This is a genomic window from Pseudomonas sp. GW821-FHT10C09 (assembly GCF_059415465.1).
Genome location: NZ_JBWKNG010000007.1, coordinates 31955 through 46993 on the forward strand (window position 1 = coordinate 31955; position 15039 = coordinate 46993).

The following is a 15039-nucleotide window of genomic DNA, read 5'->3' on the forward strand; positions in this document are numbered from 1 at the left end:
GGAAGACAGAAAAGAAAACCGCCTGCGTTGGACGCAGGCGGTTTGCCATCAATAATAGATCAGGATTCTAGCGGCTATGCGGCAAACTTCAAGTAAGACTTTAACTTCGCCTTACAAACTGTAAGTTTACTTGCGAGCGGTGACCACGGTCGGGGCCATCGCGAGGGCGCGCTTGGCTTCGATGAAGGTCTTGCTCCAGTAGCTGTCGCCCAGGCTATCGACCCGGACACCACCGCTTTTGCGGCTGCTGGAGTGGATGAACTGGTTGTCACCCAGATAAATCCCGGCGTGACTGACGCGACCGCGACGACCGTTGGTGGCGAAGAACAGCAGGTCGCCCGGCTTCAGCGCGCTGCGAGCGACCAGAGGTGCGTCAACGTTGATCATTTCGCGAGTGGAGCGTGGCAAGTTCATGCCCGCTTCTTCACGGAACAGATAACCGATGAAGCCGCTGCAATCGAAACCGGCTTCAGAGGTACCGCCGAAACGGTAACGGGTACCGATCAGGGACATGCCACGTTCAAGGATGCTGTCTGCCAGAACCGGAAGCTGGTACGACTTGCCATCGGCGAAGTCAGCCAGTTCTTTATCGGTGGCCAGCTCTTCCTGGAAAAGAACGGAAGAGGATTGCGCGGTAACTGAATTTTTAACCTGCTGTTGTTGCTCTTGCTGGGACACTGGAGAGTGAGCAGCGCAACCGAACAACAGGGTGACGAGTGCGAGAGGCACGAGGGGTGCGAAGCGCTTTAGCATGGGCACGACCGTGGCTGATAGTTGTAAAGAAGTCGAGACTATGCCCGCTATCATCCTCATTTGCAAATTCAATCGAACTTTATGTGACTTATCGGTTTCTCGTTAACATCTAAGCGCTTAAGCCCGTTTTAAACGCTTGCGCAGCCTGCAGCCCTGTAGGAAAGCGCATTTCCTGGCGCCTGAAATATGCCGAAACCCCTGCCAGGCTTAGACTTTACCAGCCAAGAGTTTCTTTCAGAAAGGGGATGGTCAGCTTGCGCTGAGCTTGAAGAGAGGCCTGATCGAGACGCTCAAGCAGCTCGAACAGCGCACTCATGCTGCGAGTACCGCGGGTCAAAATAAAATGCCCGACTTCATCGGTCAGGTGCAGCCCACGACGCGACGCACGCAATTGCAAGGCACGCAATTTGTCTTCGTCGGAGAGCGGACGCATCTGAAAGATCAGTGCCAGGGTCAAACGCGACTTCAAATCCGCCAGCTTCACCGGCAGTTCACGCGGTGAGGTCGACGCGGCGATCAGCAGGCGCCGACCGCTGTCGCGCAGGCGATTGAACAGATGGAACAGCGCCTCTTCCCAATCCGCCCTGCCGGCAACTGCCTGTAAATCATCCAGGCAGACCAGTTCGTATTGTTCGAGGTTATCGAGAATCGAGATGCCACGGTCCAGCAGTTCGGCCAATGGCAGGTACACCGCCGGCTCTCCCAACTGCTCGAAGCGCAGGCAGGCCGCCTGCAACAAGTGCGTACGCCCTACCCCGTCCTTGCCCCAGAGATAAATCAGGCTTTCGGTCCACCCGGCGTCGGCTTCGCATAGCCGCTCGACATAGCCGAGTGCAGCGGCATTGGCGCCTGGGTAGTAATTGATAAAGGTAGCGTCATCACGCAGACGCACACCTAGGGGCAGCTGAATCGGTTTCATGCTGACTGAACAGTTCCAAAGGAACCGTTAGTGGCCTCTGTGTAAAGTTTGCGAAGTTTATACCCGTGACGCTGGTCGCACAATGCGACAGACCACAAGCAAAATCAAAGGTTTGCGTTAACGCACTGGTTTTATGACAGTTTTGTTGGCGGTGCATGTGACAGCCACGCGAGGGATGCAGGCCAACCCGGCAATGATCCGGGTTGGCCGCGACAACCTTTCAGTGATCCTTACAACTGCGGCTCATCCTCACCACTGTACATCTCAGAATCTTTATACAAATCATGCACATGGCGCACCAGCACCATGATCACCGCCGCCACCGGCAACGCCAGCAACACACCGGTGAAACCGAACAGCTCGCCGCCCGCCAGAATGGCGAAAATCACCGCCACCGGGTGCAGGCCGATCCGGTCCCCGACCAACAATGGCGTCAGCACCATGCCTTCCAGTGCTTGCCCGACCATGAACACTGCAACAATGCCCAACATCGGATAAAGGTCGCCGCCGAACTGGAACAGACCGGCAATCAACGCCGCGCCAATCCCGATGACGAAGCCCATGTACGGCACGATCGCGGCCAGACCGGCGATCAAGCCAATCAACAGCCCCAACTCCAGCCCCACCAGCATCAGGCCCGACGCGTAGATCACGCCCAGCGCCACCATCACCAGCAATTGCCCGCGCACGAAAGCGCCGAGCACTTCATGACACTCACCAGCGAGCTCGACCACCCGCTCTTCACGATCGCGCGGCAGCAGGCTGCGGATCTTCGCCACCATCAGGTCCCAGTCCCGCAGCAGGTAGAAACTCACCACCGGGATCAATACCAGATTGGCCAACCAGCCAATCAGCGCGAGACCCGACGCGGTGGCCTGACTCAACACCACACCGACAATGTCGCTGGTCTGGCCCATGTGCTCACTGATTGCGGCCTTGAGCTTGTCGAACTTCCAGAAGCCCTCCGACAACCCGAACTTCGACTGCGCCCACGGCAATGCGGTGTGCTGCAGCCAGTCGAGCATTTGCGGTGCCAACTCATACAAACGAAACAACTGCCTGGCCAGCAGCGGCACCAACACCAGCAGCAGCGTGGTGAAAATCAGGGTGAACAGCGCAAACACCGCCACCACGCCCCACGTCCTTGAAAGCCCGGCCCTCTCCAGCCGATCCACCAGCGGATCGAACAGATAGGCCAGCAGCAGCGCCACCAGAAATGGCGTCAGGATCGGATGCAGCAGCCAGACAAACGCGCAGAGCAGAACCACTCCACCCAACCAGAACCAACGGCGCGTATCGGCCATGTACCACTCCATATGCATCTATATAAAGAAAGAAAACCTTACCAGCGGAATCGCAACTGTGGCGTCGGCGCCACAGCCGGCGCTACGGCCGGCGCCGAACCTTGCGCCACTGGCTGAACCGGGGCGACGGGCGCAGGCGCCTCACCGGCCGGCACTTCCTGCAACTTGGCCAGCGACAACTGCGAGCGCAGCTGCTCGGCGCTGCCGTTCACCCGGTAAAGGATGCGATCACCGTCAACACTTTGCAGGCGCGCACCAAAGGGGTCGAGCAAGCGCCCCAGCGCCGCGTAGCGTTCCAGGTTCATGCCTTGCACTTCCAGCAATTGCTCGCCCGAAGCCCCGCCAGCCTTGACGACAAACCGCGGCGCCAGTCGCTCGCTGACCGCCAGCATCACGGCATCAGCCACGGCAGCCTGATCCGCGCCTTGCACACTGCCCGCTTCTTTCTTGTCGCCCAGCCACAAATTCCACTTGGCCTGCCACTGGCCACCCTCTTCCTTGGCATGCACCGCGAGCAATGCGTCAGCGTTGTAACGTTCCGAGGCATTGTGCAGCGGCGTCGCATCCGCGCCTTCAAGCGTCGGCGCGGTCGCCACCAACTGCTCACTCAAATCCGCCAGTGGCAAGCGCAACGGCAAACCACGGTGCTGCGCCGCACGCCGCAGCGGGGCCGCGCTGGCCTGGCCATCGCCCACCAGGCTCGAACCTTCGGTGGAGTCGTTCAGCCACCAGCCGAGGATCGACGGCCGATTCGCGCCCCACAACGACAACCCCGCCCGACGCAGCGCCTGCTCGGTGGTGGCCGGGTCAAAATCGACCTTCAACACTTCCGGCGGCCCCGCATCAAATCCGTATTGACTGATGATCTGCTGAGGGTCTTTGCGTAGCGCCGCCAACCCCGGGCTCTGCGCGGCCTTCGGATCGCCGGTCAGGCGCAGCACCAGCGTGTCCAGCGCCCGCTGGGTCGCTTGATCACGTTCCTCAGTCGACTGACTGGTGACAGGCTCGCGCACCTGATAAAGACCTTTCACGTTCTCGGCATGGCTCGCGAGGCTAAAAAGGGAAAAACAGCTCACACACAAAAATTTAGAAAGAAAACGCATGGAAGATTCCTGACGACAAGAGCGGCTGGAACAGACCGCATGAAGACGATCGAACAGGGCTGTGACCACATCCCTGCGCAAAACATTCACACGGCCGCGATAAGTTTTCGCACTGTCATAACGATAGACGGTTAATCGCGATACCTTATACAGCCATGCAAGACGCCGCTAATACGCTCAATATCAATTTTTTTAATAGGATATGCCCCTGCCGTCGGCGTGAGGATGGCCGCTGCCCCTCAAGCCTGATAAAATCGCGCGCCTTCGCAGACCGGCAACAGCCGGGCGGCTCGAATTTCGCGTGAGGCAATCGCCCCCGTCGAATTCGGCGTCCCCGCTGGACTCGGTCGTTACCCCTGAATCCCCCCTAAAGGCCTGGATCATGAGCAAGCAACCCTCCCTGAGCTACAAGGACGCCGGTGTAGACATCGACGCCGGTGAAGCATTGGTCGAACGCATCAAGAGCGTCGCCAAGCGCACTGCGCGCCCGGAAGTCATGGGCGGCCTGGGCGGTTTCGGCGCCCTCTGCGAAATCCCGGCTGGCTACAAGCAGCCTGTGCTGGTTTCCGGCACCGACGGCGTGGGCACCAAGCTGCGCCTGGCCCTGAACCTGAACAAGCACGACAGCATCGGCATCGACCTGGTAGCCATGTGCGTGAACGACCTGGTGGTCTGCGGCGCCGAGCCGCTGTTCTTCCTCGACTACTACGCCACCGGCAAACTCAACGTCGAAACCGCGACCCAGGTCGTGACCGGCATCGGCGCGGGCTGCGAACTGTCCGGCTGCTCCCTGGTCGGTGGCGAAACCGCTGAAATGCCTGGCATGTACGAAGGCGAAGACTACGACCTGGCCGGCTTCTGCGTTGGCGTCGTGGAAAAATCCGAAATCATCGACGGTTCGAAAGTCGCTGCCGGCGATGCCCTGCTCGCCCTGCCGTCTTCCGGCCCGCACTCCAACGGCTACTCGCTGATCCGCAAGATCATCGAAGTGTCGGGTGCCGACATCGAGAACATCCAGCTCGACGGCAAACCGCTGACCGACCTGCTGATGGCCCCGACCCGTATCTACGTGAAGCCGCTGCTCAAGCTGATCAAAGACACCGGCGCCGTCAAAGCCATGGCCCACATCACCGGTGGCGGCCTGCTGGACAACATCCCGCGCGTTCTGCCAAAAGGCGCCCAAGCCGTGGTTGACGTCGCGAGCTGGACCCGCCCTGCCGTGTTCGACTGGCTGCAAGAAAAAGGCAACGTCGACGAAAACGAAATGCACCGCGTGCTGAACTGCGGCGTCGGCATGGTCATCTGCGTGGCTCAAGAGCACGTTGAAACCGCGCTGAACGTATTGCGTGAAGCAGGCGAGCAGCCATGGGTCATCGGTCAGATCGCTACCGCTGCCGAAGGCGCGGCTCAGGTCGAACTGAAGAACCTTAAGGCGCACTAATGTCCGCCACCTGTGATGTCGTGGTGCTGCTCTCCGGCACCGGCAGTAACTTGCAGGCCTTGATCGACAGCACGCGGACCGGCGACAGCCCGGTCCGCATCGCTGCGGTGATTTCCAACCGCGCCGACGCCTACGGCCTGCAACGCGCCAGGGACGCGGGTATCGACACCCGCTCCCTGGATCACAAGGCTTTCGAAGGCCGCGAGGCCTTTGATGCCGCGATGATCGAACTGATCGACGCCTTCAATCCCAAACTCGTGGTACTGGCCGGTTTCATGCGCATTCTCAGCGCTGACTTCGTGCGCCACTACGCCGGTCGCCTGCTCAATATCCATCCTTCGCTGCTACCCAAATACAAAGGGTTACACACTCATCAGCGCGCGCTGGAAGCCGGCGACACCGAGCACGGCTGCTCCGTCCACTTCGTCACCGAGGAACTCGATGGCGGACCACTGGTCGTACAGGCAGTAATACCGGTAGAGTTGCACGATTCGCCGCAGAGTCTGGCGCAGCGAGTCCATGCCCAGGAACACCTGATCTACCCGTTGGCTGTACGCTGGTTTGCCGAAGGTCGTTTATCACTCGGCGAACAAGGTGCTTTACTGGATGGGAAGTTACTCGCGGCCAGCGGCCACTTGATTCGAAACTAGGAGATATTATGCGTCGCGCCCTGCTCTTCGCTTGCGCTCTGTTTGCCTTGCCCCTGGCACAGGCTTCGGAACTTCAACCTTTCTCCGCCAGCTACACCGCCGACTGGAAACAGCTGCCCATGAGCGGCACCGCTGAACGCAGCCTGACCAAGGAAGCCAACGGCGTCTGGAAACTCAGCTTCAAGGCGTCGATGATGATCGCCAGCCTGACTGAAGAAAGCACCCTGACCGTGGACAAGGACACCCTGCTGCCTCAGTCCTACCACTTTGAACGTGGCGGCCTGGGTAAAGCGAAAAAGGCTGACCTGGATTTCGACTGGACCACCAAAATGGTCACCGGCACCGATCGCGGTGATCCGGTCAAAGTGCCGCTGAACCGTGGCATGGTCGACAAGTCCACGTATCAACTGGCCCTGCAACACGACGTGGCCGCCGGCAAGAAAAGCATGAGCTATCAGGTCGTCGACGGTGGCGAAGTCGATACCTATGACTTCCGCGTACTGGGTTCGGAAAAAGTTGACACCAAGGCCGGCCAGATCGATGCGATCAAGGTCGAGCGCGTGCGCGACCCGACACAAAGCAAGCGCATCACCGTCCTGTGGTTCGCCAAGGACTGGGATTACCTGCTGGTCCGCCTGCAACAAGTTGAAACCGACGGCAAGGAGTACAACATCATGCTCCTCGACGGTACGGTCAACGGTAAGTCTGTCAAAGGCAGCTAATCGGCGATCGACACAAAAATCCGGAATCCGCTAAGGGTTCCGGATCTTTTTTGCCTGCTGAACCGTCAGATCCGCGCCAGCGCCTGCGCCAGATCGGCGCGCAGGTCTTCGACATCCTCGACCCCCACGGACAATCGCACCAACGCATCACCGATGCCGAGCTCCGCACGGGTGTCGGCGGGAATCGTCGCGTGGGTCATGATCGCCGGGTGCTCGATCAGGCTTTCCACCCCGCCCAGGCTCTCCGCCAGCGCAAAGATGTGCACGTTCTCCAGAAAACGCTTGGAACCCGCCAGGTCGGTGTTCAGGTCGAGTGAAATCATCCCGCCGAAACCGCGCATCTGCTGCCGCGCCAGTTCATGTTGTGGGTGTGACGGCAATCCCGGGTAGTAGACCCGCGCGACCTGCGGCTGTTGTTCCAGCCATTGCGCCAGCGCCAGTGCGTTGCTGCAGTGACGCTCCATGCGCAATGCCAGGGTCTTCACGCCGCGTAACGTGAGGAAGGCGTCAAACGGCCCGGCAATAGCCCCCACCGCGTTTTGCAAAAAGCCCAGTCGTTCGGCCAACTCTGCGTTTTGCCCAACCACCGCGATGCCGCCGATCACGTCGGAGTGGCCGTTCAAATACTTGGTGGTCGAGTGCACCACGACATCGAAGCCCAGCTCCAGCGGACGCTGGATCCACGGGCTGGCGAAGGTGTTGTCGGCCACACAAATGATCCCGCGCTGGCGGCAGATGCGCGCAATGGCGGCAAGGTCCGTGAGGCGCAGCAACGGATTGCTCGGCGTCTCGACGCAGACCATGCGCGTATCGTCCTGCAGCGCTGCTTCGAAGGCTGACAGGTCCGTCAGGTCGACAAAGCTGAAGCGGTGCCCGGCGCTGCGCCGACGCACCTTGTCGAACAGGCGGAACGTGCCGCCATACAAATCATTGCCCGAGACGATATGCGAATCGGCATCGAGCAGTTCGAGCACCGTGGAAATCGCCGCCAGCCCGGACGCAAACGCGAACGCCCGGGTGCCCCCTTCCAGATCCGCCACGCAACGCTCCAGCGCAAAGCGCGTCGGATTATGCGAGCGCCCGTAGTCGAGGCCTTTGTGCACGCCCGGGCTTTGCTGCAAATAGGTGGAGTTGGCGTAGATCGGCGGCATCAACGCGCCGGTGGAAGGGTCCGGCGCCTGCCCGGCATGGATCACGCGAGTGGCGAAGCCATGGGGCGCAGCATCTTTATCGTGACTCATGTCAGGGATCTCCGTAGATGATTGAGTAGGTCGACGCGGGTAATCAGGCCATGGAAGCCCGAGGCATCGGTAATGATCGCCACCAGCCCACGATCAAGCTCCGCCTGCAGCTCAGCCAGGCTGGCAGCGGCCGGCAGGGTTTGCAGTTTGTCGGTCATCGCGCTGGCCACCGTCAAGCGAAACTGCGACGCGTCCTGATGCACCCGCAGCAGGATGTCAGACTCGTCGATCACCCCGACCAGCCGTTGGCCGTCCACCAGCACCGGCAGTTGCGACACGTCCGCCAGACGCATGCGCTGGAACGCAGTCAGCAGCGTGTCGTCCGGACCGACACTGATCACCCGGCCGTCCTCGAAACGGCGCGAGATCAAATCGCGAAGATCACCGTAGCGTTTGTATTGCAGCAAGCCCTGATCGTTCATCCACTGGTCGTTGTAGACCTTCGACAGGTAGCGGGTGCCGGTGTCGCAGACAAAACTCACGACCCGTTTCGGCTCGGTTTGCTCGCGGCAATAACGCAGCGCCGCCGCCAGCAAGGTGCCGGTCGACGAACCGCCGAGAATGCCCTCGGCGCGCAGCAGTTGGCGGGCGTGATCGAAGCTTTCTTCGTCGCTGATCGAATACGCGTGGCGCACGCTGGACAGGTCGGCAATCGAGGGGATGAAGTCTTCGCCAATGCCTTCCACCGCCCACGAACCGGGCGTGCCAAGGGTGCCGCTGCGGCTGTATTCGGCCATCACCGAACCGACCGGGTCGGCCAGCACCATGGCCAGGTTCGGCTGCACGCGCTTGAAGAACCGGGTCAAACCGGTCAGCGTCCCGGCCGAACCGACACCGACGACGATGGCATCGACATCATGCTGGGTTTGCGCCCAGATCTCCGGCGCCGTGCTGCATTCGTGGGCCAGCGGGTTGGCCGGGTTGTTGAATTGATCGGCAAAGAACGCGTCGGGAATTTCCCTGGCCAGCCGCGCGGCCACGTCCTGGTAGTACTCGGGATGGCCCTTGCCGACGTCGGAACGGGTGATATGCACTTCAGCGCCCATCGCCTTGAGGTGCAGGACTTTCTCGGTGGACATCTTGTCGGGCACTACCAACACCACGCGATAACCCTTGGCCCGGCCGACCAACGCCAGACCGAGGCCGGTGTTGCCAGCCGTGGCCTCGACGATGGTGCCGCCGGGTTGCAGGCGACCGTCGCGCTCGGCGGCGTCGATCATCGCCAGGCCGATGCGGTCCTTGATCGAACCGCCGGGGTTTTGTGATTCAAGCTTGAGGAACAGCGTGCACGGGCCGGTATCGAAGCGGCTGACACGCACCAGCGGCGTGTTGCCGATCAGTTCGAGTACGGCGGGGCGGGAGTCGTTTGGCATGTCTTCACCTTGCTATGGTTTTCGCACTGGATGGACACAAACCTGCGGCGCGTCATTGTGTGACAGTCGCAGGCAATACCTCGCTTGGACCATAGGCCGCGATCGCCTCATTCGCAACCGCGCACGGCCGGCCGGTAATCCGGTTTCCATGCAACGAACGAGGATCAACCCACAAGAAAGTGGAACGCGTCCGCAGAGGAATGCTCTATAACTTCAAGGTCTTTTTTGATCGAACGACTTTTCCAGCCTGGGAGGCTTTCCATGACCGTTACCGTCAATACCGTTTCCGCCGAAGGTTTTCGCCATAGCGTTCAAATCGATGAACACGAACTGTTTGCCGACGTGCCGACCGCTTCCGGCGGCGAAGGCTCGGCGCCAGAACCCCACGATTATTTCGATGCAGCCCTGGGCGCGTGCAAAGCCTTGACCCTGAAGATGTACGCCAAGAAAAAGGACATCCCGCTGACCGGCGTCACCGTCGAGGTCAAACGCGACAACAGCGAAGAGCAGAAAGGCAAATACGCCCTGCACGTCAAACTGACCCTCAAGGGTGTGCTGACCGATGCGCAGCGCGATGAATTGCACCGCGTAGCCGACCGTTGCCCGGTCCACAAGCTGATGACCACCACCGACGTCAGCATCGAAACCCACCTGTCCGAAGGTGCGTTCAGCCAATAGCGGCAACGGCAGCGCAAGCGGGTTATGCTCCCTGCATCACCCGCTCAGCCTGGAATGCAGCATGAACACTCCGCTCGTGATTCGCCCCCGCGCCGAAGATGTCGAAGGCCAGCCGATTCTTCGTCCGCTGCCGTCGGCTAAATGCCGCAGCGTCGGACCTTTCGTATTTTTCGACCACATGCTGGAAACCCGTTATGCGGCGGGCAAAGGCATGAACATCCGCCAGCATCCGCATATCGGCCTGTCGACCCTCACTTATCTGTTTGAAGGCCAAATCCAGCACAAGGACAGCCTCGGTTCCGATCAGGTGGTCAATGCCGGTGATGTCAGCTGGATGACCGCCGGCAGCGCGATTGCCCATGTCGAGCGCACACCCGAGGCGTTGAAAGCCAGTGGCTTTACGATGCACGGGTTGCAGATCTGGCTGGCATCGCCCAAGGAGCATGAACAGGGGCCAGGGCACTACAGCCATCATCCGGCGAGCACGTTGCCGGTCAGCGATAACCTTGGTGTGAAAATCCGCATGATTGCCGGGTCAGGCTTTTGCCTGGAATCGCCGGTGCCGGTGCTTTCTCCTACGTTGTACTCGGAATTGAACCTGCAGACGGCGACCACGCTGCTGATTCCCACCGAGCATGAAGAACGTGCGTTGTATGTCTTGAGTGGCGAAGCACGGCTGGATGGCGAAACGCTTGAGCTGAATTCGCTGGTGGTGTTGCCTGCGGGGGAAGAGATGACGCTGTTTGCCGAGAGCGACTGTCATGCCGTGTTGTTCGGCGGCGCACCGCTGGACGGGCCACGGCGGATCAACTGGAATTTTGTCGCGAGTGATCCTGCGGTTATCGATGAGGCGCGGCGGCGCTGGGCGGCTGGAGATTGGCCGACAGTGCCGGGGGAAAGTGAGCGGATCGAATTGCCTTCAATGCCTCGGTGATCGTTACACCGCCTTCGCGAGCAGGCTCGCTCCCACATTGGAATGCATTTCCCTGTGGGAGCGAGCCTGCTCGCGATGAGGCCAGCCCAAGCACCATGGATGTCAGGGCAGAATCATTGATCAGCCTTTAAACACTTCATCCAGCAAATTGTGCATCGCCGTAAACGCCCGTGCCGCAATCTTCGCGTCATACATCATCATGCCCGGCACATTGGCATGCGGATCGGTAAAGGAATGCACCGCGCCGCCGTAGCTCAGCAATTGCCAGTCCACGCCTGCGGCATCCATTTCCGCTTCAAATGTCGGCAGTTGCTCTTTAGGCACCAACGGATCCGCCGCACCGTGCAGCACCAACACAGAACCCTTGATGTTCTGGGCATCCGCCGGGTTTGGCGAATCCAGTGTGCCATGGAACGAAACCGCCGCTTTCAACGGTGCGCCCGTGCGGGCCAGGTCCAGGGCGCAGCAACCACCAAAACAGAAACCGAATGCCGCCAGTTTCGAGGTATCGACCGCAGCTTCGCCTTGGCTTTGCAGCTGTTCGAACGCCGCTTGCAGGCGTTTGCGCAACAATGGACGGTCGTGTTTGAGCGGCATCATCGCCGCGCCCGCCTCGTCGCCGTTCTGCGGACGAACCGATTGACCGTACACGTCTGCAATCAGCACCACATAACCCTTGGACGCCACTGACTTGGCAATCACTTCCGCCCCGGCGCTGACACCCATCCAGTTCGGCGCCATCAGCAAGCCCGGACGCGGGCCTTGATGGTCAGCGTCGAACGCCAGGCGGCCTTCATAGGGCTGGCCATCAATCTGATAAACGACAGAACGAACAGTAATTTGGCTCATGACTCACTCCTGCTTGAAGACACCAGAATGAAAAAAACCCGCCGAAGCGGGTTTTTTTACAACGCAGTTAAACCGACAGTTCAACCAGCAGCTTATTCAGACGGCGCACATACGCGGCCGGGTCCTTCAAGCTGTCACCGGCAGCCAGGGCCGCCTGATCGAAGAGAATGTGCGACAGGTCGCCGAAGCGCTCTTCGCTCTGCTCGTTGTCGAGCTTCTCGATCAGCGGGTGAGCCGGGTTGAATTCGAAGATCGGCTTCGAGTCCGGAACCTTCTGACCGCTGGCTTCGAGGATCTGACGCATCTGCATGCCCAGGTCCTGCTCGCCGATGGCCAGGATCGCCGGGGAGTCGGTCAGACGGTGGGAAACCCGCACTTCAGCCACGGAATCGCCCAGCGCGGTTTTCAGACGCTCAACCAGACCTTCTTTGGACTTGGCGACTTCTTCCGCGGCTTTCTTGTCTTCTTCCGAATCCAGGTTGCCCAGGTCGAGGTCACCGCGTGCCACGTCGACAAAGCTCTTGCCGTCAAAGTCGTTGAGGTAGCTCATCAGCCACTCGTCGATACGATCGGTCAGCAGCAGCACTTCGATGCCTTTCTTGCGGAAGACTTCCAGGTGCGGGCTGTTTTTGACTTGTGCGTAGGTTTCGCCGGTCAGGTAGTAAATCTTGTCCTGACCTTCCTTGGCGCGAGCCAGGTACTCGGCCAGGCCAACCACTTGCTCGCCTTCATCACCGTTGGTCGATGCGAAACGCAGCAGGCCAGCGATCTTCTCTTTGTTGGCGAAGTCTTCTGCCGGGCCTTCTTTCATGACCTGACCGAAGTTCTTCCAGAAGCTCTTGTATTGCTCAGGCTCGTTCTTCGCCAGTTTTTCCAGCATGTCCAGAACGCGCTTGGTCAGCGCCGACTTCATCGAATCGATGATCGGGTCTTTTTGCAGGATTTCCCGCGACACGTTCAGCGACAGATCGTTGGAATCGACCACGCCTTTGATGAAGCGCAGGTACAGCGGCAGGAACGACTCGGCCTGGTCCATCACGAACACACGCTGCACGTACAGCTTCAGGCCTTTCGGCGCTTCACGCTGGTACAGGTCGAACGGAGCACGGGCCGGCACGTACAGCAGCGAGCTGTATTCGAGCTTGCCTTCGACCTTGTTGTGGCTCCAGCTCACCGGATTTTGGTGGTCATGAGCGATGTGTTTGTAGAACTCCTGGTATTCCTCGTCCTTCACTTCGGTGCGAGGACGGGTCCACAGGGCGCTGGCGCGGTTGACGGTTTCCCATTCGGCGGCTGGCTGCTCTTCACCTTCGGCAGCGGCCACTTCTTTTGGCAACTCGATCGGCAGGGCGATGTGGTCGGAGTACTTCTTGATGATGTTGCGCAGACGCCAGCCATCGGCGAACTCGTCTTCACCGGACTTCAGGTGCAGGACGATGCGCGTGCCGCGCTCGGCTTTCTCGACGGTGGCGACTTCGAAATCGCCTTCGCCCTTGGACGACCAGTGCACGCCTTCGCTGGCGGCATCACCGGCACGACGGCTGAACACGTCGACTTTGTCGGCGACGATGAAGGCAGAGTAGAAACCCACACCGAACTGACCGATCAGGTGCGAATCTTTCTTCTGGTCGCCAGACAGGTGTTTCATGAAATCGGCAGTGCCGGATTTGGCGATGGTACCCAGGTGAGTGATCGCTTCTTCACGGTTCATGCCAATGCCGTTGTCTTCGAGGGTGACGGTTTTGGCGTCCTTGTCGAAGCTCACACGGATTTTCAGTTCGGCGCCACCTTCCAGCAACTCAGGCTTGGACAGGGCTTCGAAACGTAATTTGTCGACAGCGTCAGAGGCGTTCGAGATCAATTCGCGAAGGAAAATTTCCTTGTTGGAATACAGCGAATGGATCATGAGGTGCAGCAGTTGCTTCACCTCGGTCTGGAAGCCCAGGGTTTCCTTTTGAGTTTCCACACTCATGGTCATCAAACTCCAATCAGATGGCTAAGCCGCGACCTTGAAGGTCGACGGCGGGATGTCATCAAAGTTGGGGGCTGTGTTCAGGATTTCAAGGGCTCTTCGATTTTGAAATGAGCGCGGGCCGTCGCAATCGGTTCGGCTTCGGTGCTTTGCCAGGCGGTAACGGCCACGTTGGCGACCCGGCGCCCCTGGCGGCACACCTGACTTTTGGCCCAGGTATCGCGAAACTGCCCGGCGCGCAGGTAGTCGAGGGAGAAGTCGATGATTTTCGGCACGCCCGGTGAACCGGTGAGAATCAACAGGTGCAGCGCCGCCGAGAGTTCCATGAACCCGGCGATCACGCCGCCATGAATCGCCGGCAGTAAAGGGTTACCAATGTTGTCCTTGTTGGCTGGCAGGCGAAACAGCAGATCATCCCCCACCCGCGAACATTCGACGCCGATCAGTTTGGCGTAGGGAATCAGGTGCAGCAGCGAGGCGTAGTCGCCCTTCTCGTGGGCCTGCTGCAGTTGTTCCTTGAAGGAATCGGTCATTGCGCACCTCCAGCGATGACGCCGCCAAAGCCTTTGGTGCCTTTGATGCCTTTGCCCATGCGCATGAACGTGCCGACGACGTGGGCGATGGGGTGCTCGGGATCATTCTGATAGGCAAAACCACGGGCGAAGATCACGTCAGTGGTCACTCGGTAGCATTGGGCGAAGCCGTAGACGTCTTTATGTGGTTCGGCGGCGTGCATGTAATCGATGCGCAAATCGAGGGTCGGGCACACCTCGAATTCGGGCAGCACGCACAGGGTCGACATGCCGCACGCGGTATCCATGAGCGATGTCAGCGCACCGCCATGAATGACTCCGGATTGCGGGTCGCCGACGATTTGCGGGCTGTAGGGCAAGATGACCGTTAGTCCGTCATTACTGGCGCTGTGAACTCGCAGTCCGAGGACCTGACAATGACGCAACGCCGACATGAATCGCGTCGCACGCTCAAAAACAGGGTTTTCGGCCATTTCTTAAAACTCTTCTTAGTGCTCGATCAAAGTAGCTCGCCACGGAGCAAAAGTTCCATTGCATCACAAACTTATATATCTGAACGAATTGAGG

Annotated in this window: 15 protein-coding genes; 5 read left to right on the forward strand and 10 right to left on the reverse strand. The window is 59.7% G+C overall.

Annotated elements, in window-relative coordinates; all coding sequences use genetic code 11:
* Window positions 1-126 precede the first annotated feature (126 nt).
* The 4 genes from AC07N8_RS08570 to AC07N8_RS08585 all read right to left on the reverse strand — a co-directional run bounded on the left by AC07N8_RS08570 (window position 127) and on the right by AC07N8_RS08585 (window position 4079).
* The gene (locus AC07N8_RS08570) at window positions 127-753 is read right to left on the reverse strand and encodes a C40 family peptidase (protein ID WP_027922435.1); all 627 of its coding nucleotides are present in this window, start codon (window positions 751-753) and stop codon (window positions 127-129) included.
* A gap of 214 nt (window positions 754-967) precedes the next feature.
* A complete protein-coding gene (hda, locus tag AC07N8_RS08575) occupies window positions 968-1672 on the reverse strand; it encodes a DnaA regulatory inactivator Hda (protein WP_010456804.1) in 705 nt (234 codons plus the stop codon).
* Between the two features lie 230 nt (window positions 1673-1902).
* Window positions 1903-2976, reverse strand: coding sequence for an AI-2E family transporter (locus AC07N8_RS08580; RefSeq protein WP_493143068.1), 1074 nt, complete (start codon window positions 2974-2976; stop codon window positions 1903-1905).
* 38 nt (window positions 2977-3014) lie between these two features.
* Window positions 3015-4079: a DUF2066 domain-containing protein gene (locus AC07N8_RS08585; protein ID WP_493143069.1), complete on the reverse strand. Its 1065-nt coding sequence runs from the start codon at window positions 4077-4079 to the stop codon at window positions 3015-3017.
* 382 nt (window positions 4080-4461) lie between these two features.
* Here AC07N8_RS08585 and purM point away from each other — a divergent pair, with 382 nt between their 5' ends.
* Genes purM through AC07N8_RS08600 form a run of 3 tightly spaced genes read left to right on the forward strand, consistent with a single transcriptional unit; the run spans window position 4462 to window position 6892 of the window.
* Window positions 4462-5520 carry a phosphoribosylformylglycinamidine cyclo-ligase gene (purM, locus tag AC07N8_RS08590; protein ID WP_010456810.1) on the forward strand — a complete coding sequence of 353 codons (1059 nt, stop codon included), beginning with the start codon at window positions 4462-4464 and terminating at the stop codon, window positions 5518-5520.
* Entirely contained in the window at window positions 5520-6170 is a 651-nt protein-coding gene (gene purN, locus AC07N8_RS08595; RefSeq protein ID WP_483840825.1) for a phosphoribosylglycinamide formyltransferase, read from the forward strand. Before purM ends, purN begins: the two co-directional genes overlap by 1 nt.
* An 8-nt stretch (window positions 6171-6178) precedes the next feature.
* Window positions 6179-6892, forward strand: coding sequence for a DUF3108 domain-containing protein (locus tag AC07N8_RS08600; RefSeq protein ID WP_123434104.1), 714 nt, complete (start codon window positions 6179-6181; stop codon window positions 6890-6892).
* A 65-nt stretch (window positions 6893-6957) separates the two neighbouring features.
* Here the strand turns inward: AC07N8_RS08600 and AC07N8_RS08605 are convergent, their stop codons facing one another.
* Together AC07N8_RS08605 and AC07N8_RS08610 are read right to left on the reverse strand one after the other, a co-directional pair.
* Window positions 6958-8133, reverse strand: coding sequence for a trans-sulfuration enzyme family protein (locus AC07N8_RS08605; RefSeq protein WP_493143072.1), 1176 nt, complete (start codon window positions 8131-8133; stop codon window positions 6958-6960).
* On the reverse strand, window positions 8130-9506 hold the full coding sequence (locus AC07N8_RS08610) for a pyridoxal-phosphate dependent enzyme (protein ID WP_493143074.1): 1377 nt from the start codon (window positions 9504-9506) through the stop codon (window positions 8130-8132). Before AC07N8_RS08610 ends, AC07N8_RS08605 begins: the two co-directional genes overlap by 4 nt.
* A 261-nt stretch (window positions 9507-9767) precedes the next feature.
* On the opposite strand from AC07N8_RS08610, the gene AC07N8_RS08615 reads away from it, so the two are divergent.
* Together AC07N8_RS08615 and AC07N8_RS08620 are read left to right on the forward strand one after the other, a co-directional pair.
* A complete protein-coding gene (locus AC07N8_RS08615; RefSeq protein ID WP_140670619.1) occupies window positions 9768-10184 on the forward strand; it encodes an OsmC family protein in 417 nt (138 codons plus the stop codon).
* 61 nt (window positions 10185-10245) lie between these two features.
* Window positions 10246-11118 (forward strand): pirin family protein, encoded by an 873-nt coding sequence (locus tag AC07N8_RS08620; RefSeq protein WP_493143076.1) that lies wholly within the window; start codon window positions 10246-10248, stop codon window positions 11116-11118.
* Window positions 11119-11238: 120 nt separating this feature from the next.
* Here AC07N8_RS08620 and AC07N8_RS08625 read toward each other — a convergent pair whose 3' ends face one another.
* The 4 genes from AC07N8_RS08625 to AC07N8_RS08640 form a co-directional block, all read right to left on the reverse strand.
* Window positions 11239-11967, reverse strand: a complete 729-nt coding sequence (locus AC07N8_RS08625; protein WP_493143078.1) for a dienelactone hydrolase family protein — start codon at window positions 11965-11967, stop codon at window positions 11239-11241.
* A gap of 67 nt (window positions 11968-12034) precedes the next feature.
* Window positions 12035-13939, reverse strand: coding sequence for a molecular chaperone HtpG (gene htpG, locus AC07N8_RS08630; protein ID WP_483840819.1), 1905 nt, complete (start codon window positions 13937-13939; stop codon window positions 12035-12037).
* Window positions 13940-14019: 80 nt separating this feature from the next.
* Window positions 14020-14472 carry a PaaI family thioesterase gene (locus tag AC07N8_RS08635; protein WP_483840818.1) on the reverse strand — a complete coding sequence of 151 codons (453 nt, stop codon included), beginning with the start codon at window positions 14470-14472 and terminating at the stop codon, window positions 14020-14022.
* The gene (locus AC07N8_RS08640; protein ID WP_483840817.1) at window positions 14469-14945 is read right to left on the reverse strand and encodes a PaaI family thioesterase; all 477 of its coding nucleotides are present in this window, start codon (window positions 14943-14945) and stop codon (window positions 14469-14471) included. Before AC07N8_RS08640 ends, AC07N8_RS08635 begins: the two co-directional genes overlap by 4 nt.
* Window positions 14946-15039 lie beyond the last annotated feature (94 nt).

Coding starts and splice junctions, on each gene's coding strand:
- AC07N8_RS08580 (WP_493143068.1), bottom strand. CDS start 2,976: ATGGCCGATACGCGCCGTTGGTTCTGGTTGGGTGGAGTGGTTCTGCTC.
- AC07N8_RS08635 (WP_483840818.1), bottom strand. CDS start 14,472: ATGACCGATTCCTTCAAGGAACAACTGCAGCAGGCCCACGAGAAGGGC.
- purN (WP_483840825.1), top strand. CDS start 5,520: ATGTCCGCCACCTGTGATGTCGTGGTGCTGCTCTCCGGCACCGGCAGT.
- AC07N8_RS08600 (WP_123434104.1), top strand. CDS start 6,179: ATGCGTCGCGCCCTGCTCTTCGCTTGCGCTCTGTTTGCCTTGCCCCTG.
- purM (WP_010456810.1), top strand. CDS start 4,462: ATGAGCAAGCAACCCTCCCTGAGCTACAAGGACGCCGGTGTAGACATC.
- AC07N8_RS08585 (WP_493143069.1), bottom strand. CDS start 4,079: ATGCGTTTTCTTTCTAAATTTTTGTGTGTGAGCTGTTTTTCCCTTTTT.
- AC07N8_RS08605 (WP_493143072.1), bottom strand. CDS start 8,133: ATGAGTCACGATAAAGATGCTGCGCCCCATGGCTTCGCCACTCGCGTG.
- htpG (WP_483840819.1), bottom strand. CDS start 13,939: ATGAGTGTGGAAACTCAAAAGGAAACCCTGGGCTTCCAGACCGAGGTG.
- AC07N8_RS08570 (WP_027922435.1), bottom strand. CDS start 753: ATGCTAAAGCGCTTCGCACCCCTCGTGCCTCTCGCACTCGTCACCCTG.
- AC07N8_RS08610 (WP_493143074.1), bottom strand. CDS start 9,506: ATGCCAAACGACTCCCGCCCCGCCGTACTCGAACTGATCGGCAACACG.
- AC07N8_RS08625 (WP_493143078.1), bottom strand. CDS start 11,967: ATGAGCCAAATTACTGTTCGTTCTGTCGTTTATCAGATTGATGGCCAG.
- AC07N8_RS08640 (WP_483840817.1), bottom strand. CDS start 14,945: ATGGCCGAAAACCCTGTTTTTGAGCGTGCGACGCGATTCATGTCGGCG.
- hda (WP_010456804.1), bottom strand. CDS start 1,672: ATGAAACCGATTCAGCTGCCCCTAGGTGTGCGTCTGCGTGATGACGCT.
- AC07N8_RS08620 (WP_493143076.1), top strand. CDS start 10,246: ATGAACACTCCGCTCGTGATTCGCCCCCGCGCCGAAGATGTCGAAGGC.
- AC07N8_RS08615 (WP_140670619.1), top strand. CDS start 9,768: ATGACCGTTACCGTCAATACCGTTTCCGCCGAAGGTTTTCGCCATAGC.